Origin of the sequence: Nostoc sp. C117 (genome assembly GCF_043099735.1) — a bacterium.
Taxonomy (GTDB): domain Bacteria; phylum Cyanobacteriota; class Cyanobacteriia; order Cyanobacteriales; family Nostocaceae; genus Nostoc.
Map to the genome: position 1 here is coordinate 969971 of NZ_CP170991.1, position 12352 is coordinate 982322.

Below are 12352 nucleotides of genomic sequence, written 5' to 3' on the forward strand. Positions count from 1 at the left end.
TTGCTGGTATTTATTAAAGTTCTACATTTGGCCATGTCTTTCTCTCCATTTCCTGAAGAAAATGATAACGCTCATGAGGGTTCCATCACCTTAACCGATGAAAAAGGGCGATCGCTCGAATGTTATATAGAGCATTCCCTTGAGGTAGATGGGCAAGAATACGTTTTACTTCTTCCTGTAGACTCACCTGTAGAAATTTTTTCTTGGGAAGGTGAGGGTGAGGAAGAAGAAGCAGTTCTAGTAGAAGATGACACTATTATTGAACAAATTTTTGCCACTGCCCAAGCTGTGCTATCTGAGCAAAACCTGATTCTCAAGAATACAGCTTATGCTCTGACTGTTGCAGGTGATTTACCGCCAGTTGAAGAATCAGAACTTTTCACCTTAGAAATCGAAGATGAAGAGGCAGATTTAGAACCCGAGCAATTGCAGCTACTCGCTAGCTTCTATGATGAAGACCAAGAGTATGCAATTTATACACCCCTAGATCCACTGTTGTTTTTTGCACGGATAACAAAAGAAGGTGAACCTGAATTACTCTCTCCAGAAGAGTTCCGCAAAGTGCAACCTCTGTTAGAGGAGCATCTTTTTAATGAAGTAGAATAAGATTAAAAATTCAAAATGTAACATTTTCATTTTGAATTTTTTAATTAGAAATTTTGCATTGTTATCACAATTGAGTTAAACCTTTTGGTATTTTCTATTCAATGTGAAAGCAGTGAAATATTGACATAAAATTGAGATAATTTTGTTTAAGATTCTGGAAAAAAGACTTTGGTAATAGTTTTTAATCTAAAATCCAAGTTGCGCTGTCAGCACATCAAAGATGCGACCTAAAATCCAAAATTCCTATGAGTGAGGCGCTGAAAATGGCTTATAGCGACTTTACATTGAGTAAATTTAAAAAGTCATTCAGCATCCACATTGATGAAGAAACTGATTTGTGTGGGAATATAGAGCCTTTACAGCCAAGTGAAAAACTTACCAATTCTTTAAAAGAAACTACGGAACTTGCTTTAGCAATTAATACTGAAAAAGCTCGTTCAGAAATGATTATTACACCGATATTATTGGAGATAAGACGCATAGCTAATTATCCCATAAGTTTGTTTTCGGGAGCAGAATTTAATGTAGATGCAGAAAAAGGTTTGAATGGTTATTGTGACTTCATCATCAGTCGTTCTCAAGAGCAACTAACAATTAATGCCCCTGTATTGATTATTGTTGAAGCAAAAAATGAAAATATTAAAGGTGGATTAGGTCAATGTGCGGCGGTCATGTTAGCAGCTCAATTGTTTAATCAACAGGAAGGAAATGAAATTAGGAAAATTTACGGCGCGGTAACAACGGGGGATATTTGGAAGTTTTTGAAGTTAGAAGAAAACAATGTATTTATTGATTTGAATAATTATTACATCAAAGAGATAGATAAGATTTTAGGGATTTTATCTCAAAGTGTTCGTGGAGATATTCCAAGATTGAGTTCGACTAACTAAACTGTATTGGTTATGCTCTTTTGTCTAGAGCTGTTTATATTTAACTGTTGAGTATGACCTGGAACAATCTTTTACAGCCTGACTTAATTTTAGAAGGTTCAGTATTAAATCTGACACCAGATATTATCCAAAAATACGCTCTGAAGGGGCTGGTGTTAGATGTGGATGAAACTTTAGTGCCTTTTACAGTGGGGGTAATTTCCCCAGAACTGCAACGATGGGTAGAGGAAATTCGTGTTTGTACTGCATTGTGCTTGGTGAGTAATAACCTGAGTGAAGCGCGAATTGGTGGTATTGCGCGATCGCTCAATTTGCCTTATTACTTGGGTGCAGCTAAGCCTTCTCGACGCAAAATTAGGGCAGCACTTAGGGGAATGGATCTACCAGTGCATCAAGTAGGGATGGTAGGCGATCGCTTGTTTACCGATGTTTTAGCGGGTAATCGCTTGGGGATGTTTACCATTTTAGTTGAACCGATTATCCATCCAGGCGCTGCCCTGCGCTCTCATCCCATCCGGAATTTTGAAGTCTGGGTATCTGAAATTCTCGGAGCCTCTATTACGCCCAAGAAAACCAAGATTCACAAAACTTGACAAATCATCAGGAAAGTAAATCTAAAGAAATACTTAAGGAATCTTACTGGAATCTCAAAATCGGGGATCATAAGTATTAATAACATGGAGTCAGCTAAAAAAGACTCTAGCGCATACAAAATAAATATAAACCCGTAAAGCGCCAGCCTTCACTTATAGAGGGACTGGCGCTTTATAAGTTGGGTATGGGTATTACGTATTAAAAAACTCTTCCTTATTCCCTAATACAACACGGGAGAAATAAAGCACCCATTGTCAACCAATGAAACCCTTATGCTCTATTCATTTTGAATTTTGCCTTGGGTTACGATTCCTGATTCACAGGATATTACATAAAGCCTAACAAGCATTTCATGATGCTACATAAAAGTGATACTATATCACTTAATTTCACTTAAGTGTTTATTTAAAAATATTACATGGTAGAAAATCCTTTTATTGTTGGAATACCAGTACCTCCAGAGCGCTTCGTAGGACGCGCATCAGAAATCGCCGCAGCCTTCGATCAAATTTATAACCGCAGCCACTTAGCGATTTGGGGCGGCTCAGGTATGGGCAAAAGCTCATTTTTACAGAAATTAGAATCACCCCAAGCTTGGAAAGATCACGGAATGGATTCATCCCAAGCAGTAATTGTTCGCTTTAGTTGCGAGAGTATTACTCCTTTTACTCCTAGCAATTTTTGGAAAGAAATACTTACCCTTGTCAAAGAAAAAGTAGCAGATCAATCTGCATTGGCAGTTGAAATTGATACAATTCTGGAAGTAGGAAAACCGACTAAAGATAGTCTGCGACTGATATTACGAAAGCTGAAAATACAAGATAAATATCTCGTGTTACTAATCGATGACTTCCATGTAGCACTAGACACGAACCAAGAATACGACGAAGATGCGATGCAAAGGTTTTTGAGTGAGTGCCGTAATTTAGCTGTTCACTCTGCGGAAGGACAATATCTGTCGATGATTGTTACTTCTCTGAAGCGTCTTAATGAACTAGGTCCAAAGCTTAACCCTAACGCTTCTCCGTGGTATAATCATTATCTATTTTTAAGACTTAAAACATTTAATAATAGTGAAATTGACGACATATTTAAGACATTAAGAATACCAGAACTACGAGAAGCAATTAAAGAAAATACAGGTGGACACCCATCTTTACTACAAACATCTGGCTTTTTACTCCATAGAGATTTACTTACTGCAAATGCACCAAGTGTAGATAAATTTGTTAGCGATTTTGAAAGTATGACACAACAAATTTTTCAAAATATTTGGCATAGGTGTAGTGAAGTAGAGCAAACTCTATTGATGCTCATGGCTCTTTCTGCTTTAAAAGGTCGTCTGCATAAACAAAAACAATTTGATGTGAGTGGAATTGAATTAATTTTTAGTCAAAGAGAAGGAGAGTTAATCAAACTGGAAGAACAAGGTGTAGTAACCCACACTATTCAAGAAGAGAAAAACATTTACTCTTTCAGTTCATCAACAATGGAGCGTTGGGTAATTCAAGAACTTTGGCAAACAAATGAAAAGTGGTTGCAATCACGAGAAAAAGTTTTTCTCAATTTGATGAGTCGCCAACAAATGGATAAATTCACTACAGCTATTAAATGGTTATGGAATAATCAAGACAAAATTCCTAAAATTTTAGATTGGTTTGGTAAGTTAGTAGCTGCTTTCCCCAAAGGATTTATTTTACCAAGTAATTAGTAGTGACAAATAATAATATGAATGGAGCAAATAATCATAGAAATCCTTATATTCTTGGTCGTGTAATACATGAACGGAACAAATTTTTTGGTCGGGAAAGTCTATTCCACTTTATTGAAGATAATCTGAGCCAAGATGTAAAAGTTATCTTATTACATGGTCAAAGGCGTATTGGAAAGTCTTCCGTACTACGTCAAGTTTCAAATTTTATTACATCTAATGATATTATTTTTGTTCAATTTGATTTGCAAGATAAAAGTCAGTCAAGTCTAACTAATATTATCCATGACTTGGCTATGGCCATTACCGAGCAACTTGGCATAGATGCGGAGAAATTACAAACACCAACAAACACACAATTAGAAGAAAATATAAATTTATTTTCTGAAGTTTTTTTGCCAAATATTTATGAGAAAATACAGCATAAAAAAATAGTATTGCTCCTCGATGAATTCGATGTTGCAAATAATGAGACCAACGATATTAATATTGTTGAACAACAAACATTATTTCCCTACTTAAAAAAACTATTAAAGGAACATAATAAGTTATTTATCATACCAGTGATTGGAAGATATCTTAATGATTTACCAAACTTACTAAGTTTATTTAAAGGTGCGCCGTCTGAATTAATTGGTTTGCTAGATGATACTAGCGCCAAACGAATGATTGTGAATCCTGCCGAAGGTATTTTGACATATGAACCAGAAGCAATAAAAGAAATTTTACAGCTCTCAGCACGACATCCATGTTTTACTCAAGTTATTTGCTCTGCTCTTTTTGAACAAGCAAGAGAAAACAATAAATGGACGATTGAACGTGGTGATGTAGAATCAATTTTACAAAAAGCAATTGAAACAGCCGATTCTTTCTCGCAAAGTTTTTGGCAAGTCTTAACTGTCGAAGAAAGAATTATTATGTCAACTGTCGCAGAGGCTCAAAAAATAGCTATTGAGCAACAAAAAAGAGTTCCTGAAGAACCGCTATATTTGCTTGCTAGAAATGGTATAAATCAGACAGAAAAGCTATCTCAAGCATGGAACAGACTAATCGAAAACCATTATTTATCTGATGATGGACGCAAACTCAGAGTTGAGTTAATCCGTTATTGGTTGCTACAATATCATCCACTACAATATGAAATACAAACTTTTAGAAGACAGGAATTACAAACAAAATTACAAATCCAGGAAAATCAAGAAGATATTGTTAAAAACCTGATTGGAGTAGCGAATTATTGGTGTGAACAGGGACAAAACCAGCTAGCATTACAGCTTTACGAACAAGCCTTAGCAATTAATCCTAATAATTTTAATATCGCAGTATCTTTGGCTGAGCAATATTTACAAGTAAAAGATTTTGAAAAATCTTTAGCACTTCACAAAGAACTTTTTCAAGTAGATTTTCAATCTTATAAAGAAGGATATTTAGATGCATTGTCAGAATATGGACATTATTTAATAATTCAAAGAGAATATACACCAGCAAAGGAACAGTACAAGAAAATTTTAGAAATTGAACCTAATGGAAAATTAGCTATACAGAAAATTTTAGAAATTGAAAGTTATGAAAAAAATATTATAACTACGACACCAGATATAAATAATTACCTAACTAACCCAAAAGAGAGAAATCACCGAGGTTCAACTTTAAAAACAATACTCGCAGTAATGACAGTTTTAGTCTTGGGATCTGTAGGTTATGCTACTTATCGTTTCTCATCTGAGTGTCCTGTAGGTAAGGAGAAGCAATTTGGTCTTTTATGTATAGAAGATAAGGGTAGAATTAGTAGTGGCGATCGCACTTTATTTCCTAATATGAGGAATAGCTATCGTGACGAAGGAATTAAAGCTTTTAGACGAAAAGATTATACAGATGCCGCTAAACAATTTGGAGAAGCTATAAAAGCTAATTCCAATGACCCAGAAGTAAGAATTTACTATAACAACGCTTCTGCGCGTAAGGCTGGAAATCCGATAACTTTGGCAGTAGCTGTTCCCGCAGGTGATAACTATACTAACTTAGCTCAAGAAACGTTACGCGGCGTATCAGAAGCACAGCAAGAATTTAATGAAAAAAATGGCTTAAATGGTCGATTGCTGGAAATTAAAATTGCCAACGATGGAGGTAAACCAGAACAAGCCAAAGAAGTAGCTGCGGAATTAGTGAAAGACACATCGATTTTAGGAGTGGTTGGTCACAACAGTTCTGAATCTACTCAAGCCGCCTTAGAAGAATATAACAAAACAGATATTCCTGTGATCTCTCCCAGCAGCACTAGTACACAATTACAGGGGAAGAAGAATTTTTTTAGAACTTTGCCGTCTGATGCTGCTGGAGGAAAAAAATTAGCAGAATATGCCTTCAAGAACTTGAAGTTAAGAAAAGTAGTGATTTTTTCTAATCCTGACAGTTCATACAGTGACAGTATGAGAGAAGAATTTACCAAGACATTTGAAAAATTAGGAGGTGATGTGCTTCACGAACCACAAATTAATTTAGCTGATACCTCACTAGATATAGATGCAGAAGTTTCCAGAAGTTTTTATAGACACAAAGCAGAAGGAGCGGTCTTAATTCCAGATAGGAAATATATAGGTGTTGCTCTCAAGATTGCTAGGGCAAACCAGGATGTAGTTGATAGATTAAAATCTCAAAATAGCACCAAATCGGGACTGAAACTTTTAGCTGGAGATACCCTTTACAGCAATGACATTTTAAATGAAGGTGGAAATGCCGTCGAAAAATTAATTGTAGTTGTTCCCTGGTTCCGGGAAGCACCACAAGCAATGAACTTTGCTGAAAAAGCCAAAAAACTATGGGGACGAGAAGTGAGTTGGCGAACAGCAACTAGTTATGACGCTACAAAAGCTTTTATTGAAGCTTTATCTACTAATTCTGAACGTACAACAGTTATCGAAAAGTTGAAAATTGTTAATCTTTCTCAAGATAATACTTCCGGCGATAAACTTCAATTTAGTGCTGAAGGAGAACGACAAACAGAGCCAATTTTAGTTCAAATACAAAGTGGAAAGTGGGTTATGTTACAGGCAAAATAATCTATTTATGTTAAATAGATTACATCACTGCTATCCAGTGAAAGCCAGTCTGGTGGCCTGAGAAACGACCAGACCAGCAATTCAACATAAAACAATGAAAGGAGCTAGTTGTATGGTTAAAGCAACCAACCCCAGACAATCTAATGATAAGTCAATAGTCAAAGGGATTAACAGTAGTCTGGCAAAAGCCTTGAAATCAACCCCTACTGTTGTCATTGTTGGTGGGTTAGTAGCTTTTATGGCCTTGTGGGTCATAGGCTCGTCTAACTGCGGAGGTTCATTAAACTTTAGGCTGTCATTTTCTATCAATGAGTTCCAACTCAAAAAGGAGGCTTGTCCGCCAACTAAATAGCGAGTAGTTAAATATCTGAGTATCTGCATACTCATAATTAAGGCGATCGCAGCCATACCTTGACCAAATCGCCTTTCCTCTTAAACGAAGAATATTTCCGATCGCATAACAATTATCGAAAAGTTAAGAAATATTAATTTTTGCCGTAATCAATACAAATACTCTTGTAGTATCCACTTCAATTTACTCCAAAAGGAGAAAGACAAACAGAGCCAATTTTAGTTCAAATACAAGGTCGAAAGTGGGTTATGTTACAGACAAAATAATCTATTTATGTTAAATAGATTACATTACTCCTTATTAATGTACGGTTAATGGTATGGCAAACTTGGTATCTCGGAGAAACCCTTATATAATCGGTCGTCCAATCGATGACCCGAAACTACTGTTTGGAAGGCAAGATTTGTTCTATTTTCTTGAAGATAATCTCAGACAAGGTATAAAAGTAACTTTATTGCATGGTCAAAGACGTATCGGTAAGTCGTCTATAATTCGTAATATTCCAAAATCTGTTCACTTAAAAGACTTTGTTTTTATTTCATTCAATTTAGAAGATTATTCTCGTGAGACTCTAGGTAAAATTTTAGCAGAACTGGCTAAAGAAATTGTCGAACATCTAAATATAGATCCAACAACAATTAAACTACCTAAGATTCAAACTTTAGAGAAAGATTCCTCTATTTTTTATAGTCAATTTTTAACGAAAGTTTTGGATAGATTAAATGGTAAAAAAATAGTTTTTTTGTTAGATGAGTTTGAAGCATTAATTGATAACTACTCTGCATCAATGCTAGAAAACTTTTTTAAGTATTTGGATTTCATAATTCAAAAGGAAGACAAACTATTTTTGATTATGTTTGCAGGTAGACAATCTGCAAATATGCCAAATTTACTCGATTATTTTCAGGATGCTTCTAGCCATGATACTCGTGAAATCGAAATTGGTTTTTTAAATAAAGATAGTGCTACACAGCTAATTACACAGCCAGCTCAAGGAATCTTAGAATATGCTTCAGAAGCCATTCAAGCGATTATTGAATTATCGGCAGGACATCCTTATTTTATTCAAGTCATCTGCTTTGCTATTTTTGTTAGAGCTAGAGAATTAGATGAATGGCATATTAATGTTCAAGATATCGATAATATTGTTGATAAAGCAATTGAGAATGCAGAAGCTGGACTAGCATGGTTTTGGGATGGGTTGACTATTCCAGAAAAAGTTGTGTTTTCTGCTGTCGCGGAGTCTCAGAAAATAGCTATTGAAAAATATCAAAAAATTCCAGAAAACCCATTAAAGCTACTTAATAAGTATGGAATAATTAAAACACAAGTTCTGGAACAAGCAGTGAAAGAGCTTATTGCGTATAACTTTTTGTATGACACAGGCGATAGAATCAAAATTGAATTAGTACGTCGTTGGTTACTCCAACGTCATCCATTACGACAAGAAATTAAAGAACTAGAAAAACTCAATACAGAAAAAAATAAGCTGCCCCCACAGGAAAAAAAACAGAATAATTTAGCTCATAAAACTATTTTTGCTCAAAGTCAAAGTCCTAAAAGTTTAAATTATGCCCTAGCTGTAGCTGAAGGATACTCAGATAAGCGTAATTACCCAACATTAGAAAATTTAATATTTTTTACACAAAAAAATAAACGAGAAATTTCAGAACAGCAACAAAATTATCGAAGTATCTCAAAGGTAAAAGACTCTTCTATAGTCACATTGAGGTTACCAAAAAATATTCATGTTCTTGTAGCAGGAGCAATAGCAATTTCTGCCATTGCAGGGATAGGTATTGGTCGTTTATCAACACCATGTTCAGCAAGCGAAAATAAACTATTGGGTGTTATCTGTGTAAAGAATCCCAGCGTGAATTTTAGTAGCGGCGATCGCACTTTTTTTCCTAGTATAAATAATGCTTATCGTGACGAAGGCATTGAAAGTTTTAAAAAGGGCGATTATCAAGCTGCTGTTACATTATTTAAACAAGCAGTAGTTACTAATCATACAGATCCAGAAGTATTAATTTACTATAATAACGCCCTTGCTTATGACAAGGGAAATTATTTTACCTTGGCAGTAGTTGTCCCCGCAGATAACAATAGTGGCTTTGCTGAAGAAATATTGCGTGGTGTGGCACAGGCACAACAAGAGTTTAATAAAAAACATGGCTTAAATGGTAAATTACTGTCTATTCTGATTGCTAATGATGGTAATGGCAAGGAACCAGAAAAAGCAAAGCAAGTTGCTTCTGAGTTAGTACAAAATAAATCTGTATTAGGAGTAATTGGACATAATTTTAGCGAAGCAACCCAAGCAGCTTTAACAGAATATCAAAATTCCGGAATATCACTGATATCTCCTGCCAGCACTACTACTTCATTGCACAAGAGTAATGTTTTCTTCCGAACTGTACCTTCAGATGCAGCAATGGGTAAAAAATTAGCAAAATATGCTATTAAGTTGAATTTAACAAGAGTAGTAATCTTTAAATCTGAAAGTTTATTTAGTGACAGTATGACACAGGAGTTTAAAAATAAATTTGAAGATTTAGGAGGTAAAGTTATTCGTCAAGTTGATTTAACAAAAAGCACACTAGATGCAAAAAAGGAAATTAACCTAAGTTTAAATAATCAAGCACAGGCAGCAATTTTAATTCCAGATAGACAATATACTGATGCGGCTCTAGATATTGCTAAAGCAAATAATTATCTAATTAATAGTTCTAATAATCCCCAAAAACGAGGACTAAAATTATTAGCGGCAAATCCACTTTACAGTGATGATACTTTAAGGAAAGCTGGAAGTGCAGTAGAAGGTTTAATTACAGTTGTTCCTTGGTTTAGGGATGCGGCACAAGCAAAACAATACGCTCAAAAAGCTAAACAATTATGGAAGGTTGATGTAACCTGGCGTACTGCTAGCAGCTATGATGCGACACAAGCTTTTATTCAAGATTTATCTACTGATTCTAGTCCCACAACTATTCTCTCAAGTTTGCAAAATGCCAATTTTTCAGCCGATGAAACTTCAGGATATCCACTAAAATTTAGTTCTGAAGGAGAGCGAGAAACTGAGCCAATTTTAGTACAGATCAAAGATGGGAAGTTTGTTGCTGTACCATAATGAGTTATGATGGCAATTCTTAGATTTTAGATTGAAGGAAAAATCTAAAATTAAATGGCTCCTCACTTCTAACTTTTTAGATGTCATTAACGATTGTTGTCAAAATCGGCACCTCTAGCCTCACCCAACCAGAAACGGGACAATTAGCGCTTTCCACGATCGCCACATTAGCGGAGACACTCTGCCATTTAAGACGCCAGGGACATCGAGTGATTTTAGTTTCCTCTGGCGCTGTGGGGGTGGGTTGTGCGCGATTGGGCTTAACTGAACGTCCCAAAGCGATCGCCCTGAAACAGGCTGTTGCCGCAGTTGGACAAGGTAGATTAATTCGTATATATGATGATTTATTTACTACTCTGCAACAGGCGATCGCTCAAGTATTATTAACTCGCAGCGACTTAGTACAGCGTAGCCGCTATCTCAACGCCTACAATACTTTTCAAGAACTGCTAGGACTAGGAGTAATTCCCATAGTCAATGAAAACGATACTGTAGCAGTAGAGGAACTAAAATTTGGCGACAATGACACCCTTTCGGCATTGGTCGCTAGTTTAGTGGAAGCCGATTGGTTATTTATACTTACTGATGTCGATCGCCTCTACTCAGCCGATCCGCGTTCCGTACCAGATGCGCGACCGATAGCTTTAGTTAGTAGCATTAAAGAATTAGCTCAATTACAAATACAAACAGGTTCCCAAGGTTCTCAATGGGGTACTGGTGGGATGGTAACAAAAATTTCCGCTGCGAGAATTGCGATCGCGGCTGGAGTTAGGACTGTAATTACCCAAGGGCGATTTCCCCACAATATAGAAAAAATATTACAAGGAGAGCCTATTGGGACGCATTTTGAACCCCAACCCGAACCAACTTCTGCACGTAAACGTTGGATAGCTTACGGCCTTCTACCTGCGGGAAAATTGTATTTAGATGAAGGGGCGATCGCGGCAATTTCTTTGGCAGGAAAATCATTATTAGCTGCTGGAATTAAAGCAGTAGAAGGAGATTTTGATACACAAGATGCCGTGCAATTGTGTGACACCAACGGTCAAGAAATTGCTAGAGGACTTGTAAACTACAACAGTAATGAACTGCAAAAAATTTGCGGGCGTCATTCACGAGAAATTCCGATAATTTTAGGCTATGCTGGTGCCGAAACAGTTATTCATCGGGATAACTTGGTTTTGATTTAGTAAAAAATATTATGGCTCAATGTTAGAAAAAAACCATAACTAATTTACACCCCGTAGTTTACGAGTGTTATCAACTAAACTTTGGGCAAATTCGTCAAATCTTTGAGAAAGTTTCTCATCTAGTAGTTTACCTTCAGGGCTGAAAGCACCCCAAGCTTGTCCGATGGCAATTTGTTCTGGAATCACCCAACCATGTACCCATCGAACAATTAGCCTTAATTCATTCAGGGCGTTACTATTAGACTGACCCCCCAAGACGCTAATCAGTCCTGTAACTTTATCAGATAGTTGTTCAAAGCTCATCAAATCTAGAGCATTTTTCAGAACACCACTGACGCCACCATGATACTCAGGTGTCGCTAAAATTAGCCCATCGGCGTTACTAACTGTATCCTGTAACCGTTTCACATCAGGGTATTCTAGATACTCCTTTGCACCATTACAAAATGGTAGTTGCAACTGCCGTAAATCAAGAATCTCTACCTCTGCACCCAAAGCTTCTACTCTTTGTATTGCAACCCCTAAAGCAAGCTGAGTATAGGAATTGGGTCTCAAACTACCGCCAATGCCAACAATTCTCACCATAATTAATTAACCTACAAATTACTAACTAGCTACTATCACAAGGATTCTAAAAAACGAAGTCATTATGACTATGTTTATTTTAGCGATTTGTATCCGAATGTGTCAAATCGATATCGAGGGAATTGGGGATTGGGGACAAGGGGACAAACAAAACTCCTAACTCAGCAAGGGCTAAACGCCCCGCTATCCATGTACAGCACTCCTAACACTCAATGCAGTATAGATATTTGGGAAT

General features: G+C 36.3%; 9 protein-coding genes. 7 read left to right on the forward strand and 2 right to left on the reverse strand.

Annotation, left to right across the window (positions count from 1 at the left end; all coding sequences use genetic code 11):
* Positions 1–33 precede the first annotated feature (33 nt).
* The 5 genes from ACFG4S_RS05715 to ACFG4S_RS05735 all read left to right on the forward strand — a co-directional run bounded on the left by ACFG4S_RS05715 (position 34) and on the right by ACFG4S_RS05735 (position 6860).
* Positions 34–606 carry a DUF3727 domain-containing protein gene (locus ACFG4S_RS05715; RefSeq protein WP_392533874.1) on the forward strand — a complete coding sequence of 191 codons (573 nt, stop codon included), beginning with the start codon at positions 34–36 and terminating at the stop codon, positions 604–606.
* A gap of 263 nt (positions 607–869) precedes the next feature.
* A complete protein-coding gene (locus ACFG4S_RS05720) occupies positions 870–1496 on the forward strand; it encodes a hypothetical protein (protein WP_392535918.1) in 627 nt (208 codons plus the stop codon).
* Between the two features lie 53 nt (positions 1497–1549).
* A complete protein-coding gene (locus ACFG4S_RS05725; protein WP_392533875.1) occupies positions 1550–2089 on the forward strand; it encodes a YqeG family HAD IIIA-type phosphatase in 540 nt (179 codons plus the stop codon).
* A gap of 419 nt (positions 2090–2508) precedes the next feature.
* Complete coding sequence (locus tag ACFG4S_RS05730; RefSeq protein WP_392533876.1) at positions 2509–3801, forward strand: ATP-binding protein; 1293 nt, start codon at positions 2509–2511, stop codon at positions 3799–3801.
* A gap of 17 nt (positions 3802–3818) precedes the next feature.
* Entirely contained in the window at positions 3819–6860 is a 3042-nt protein-coding gene (locus tag ACFG4S_RS05735; RefSeq protein WP_392533877.1) for an ABC transporter substrate-binding protein, read from the forward strand.
* 81 nt (positions 6861–6941) lie between these two features.
* Here ACFG4S_RS05735 and ACFG4S_RS05740 read toward each other — a convergent pair whose 3' ends face one another.
* Positions 6942–7268, reverse strand: a complete 327-nt coding sequence (locus tag ACFG4S_RS05740; RefSeq protein WP_392533878.1) for a hypothetical protein — start codon at positions 7266–7268, stop codon at positions 6942–6944.
* A gap of 263 nt (positions 7269–7531) precedes the next feature.
* On the opposite strand from ACFG4S_RS05740, the gene ACFG4S_RS05745 reads away from it, so the two are divergent.
* Both ACFG4S_RS05745 and proB read left to right on the forward strand, forming a co-directional pair.
* Positions 7532–10342 carry an ABC transporter substrate-binding protein gene (locus ACFG4S_RS05745; RefSeq protein WP_392533879.1) on the forward strand — a complete coding sequence of 937 codons (2811 nt, stop codon included), beginning with the start codon at positions 7532–7534 and terminating at the stop codon, positions 10340–10342.
* Positions 10343–10422: 80 nt separating this feature from the next.
* Entirely contained in the window at positions 10423–11532 is a 1110-nt protein-coding gene (gene proB, locus ACFG4S_RS05750; protein ID WP_392533880.1) for a glutamate 5-kinase, read from the forward strand.
* A gap of 39 nt (positions 11533–11571) precedes the next feature.
* On the opposite strand, the gene ACFG4S_RS05755 is transcribed toward proB, so the two are convergent.
* Positions 11572–12117, reverse strand: a complete 546-nt coding sequence (locus ACFG4S_RS05755; protein ID WP_392533881.1) for an NADPH-dependent FMN reductase — start codon at positions 12115–12117, stop codon at positions 11572–11574.
* Positions 12118–12352 lie beyond the last annotated feature (235 nt).

Excerpts from the sequence above, each read along its gene's own strand:
- ACFG4S_RS05715 (WP_392533874.1), top strand. The coding sequence starts at position 34 with ATGTCTTTCTCTCCATTTCCTGAAGAAAATGATAACGCTCATGAGGGT.
- ACFG4S_RS05720 (WP_392535918.1), top strand. The coding sequence starts at position 870 with ATGGCTTATAGCGACTTTACATTGAGTAAATTTAAAAAGTCATTCAGC.
- ACFG4S_RS05725 (WP_392533875.1), top strand. The coding sequence starts at position 1,550 with ATGACCTGGAACAATCTTTTACAGCCTGACTTAATTTTAGAAGGTTCA.
- ACFG4S_RS05730 (WP_392533876.1), top strand. The coding sequence starts at position 2,509 with ATGGTAGAAAATCCTTTTATTGTTGGAATACCAGTACCTCCAGAGCGC.
- ACFG4S_RS05735 (WP_392533877.1), top strand. The coding sequence starts at position 3,819 with ATGAATGGAGCAAATAATCATAGAAATCCTTATATTCTTGGTCGTGTA.
- ACFG4S_RS05740 (WP_392533878.1), bottom strand. The coding sequence starts at position 7,268 with ATGGCTGCGATCGCCTTAATTATGAGTATGCAGATACTCAGATATTTA.
- ACFG4S_RS05745 (WP_392533879.1), top strand. The coding sequence starts at position 7,532 with ATGGCAAACTTGGTATCTCGGAGAAACCCTTATATAATCGGTCGTCCA.
- proB (WP_392533880.1), top strand. The coding sequence starts at position 10,423 with ATGTCATTAACGATTGTTGTCAAAATCGGCACCTCTAGCCTCACCCAA.
- ACFG4S_RS05755 (WP_392533881.1), bottom strand. The coding sequence starts at position 12,117 with ATGGTGAGAATTGTTGGCATTGGCGGTAGTTTGAGACCCAATTCCTAT.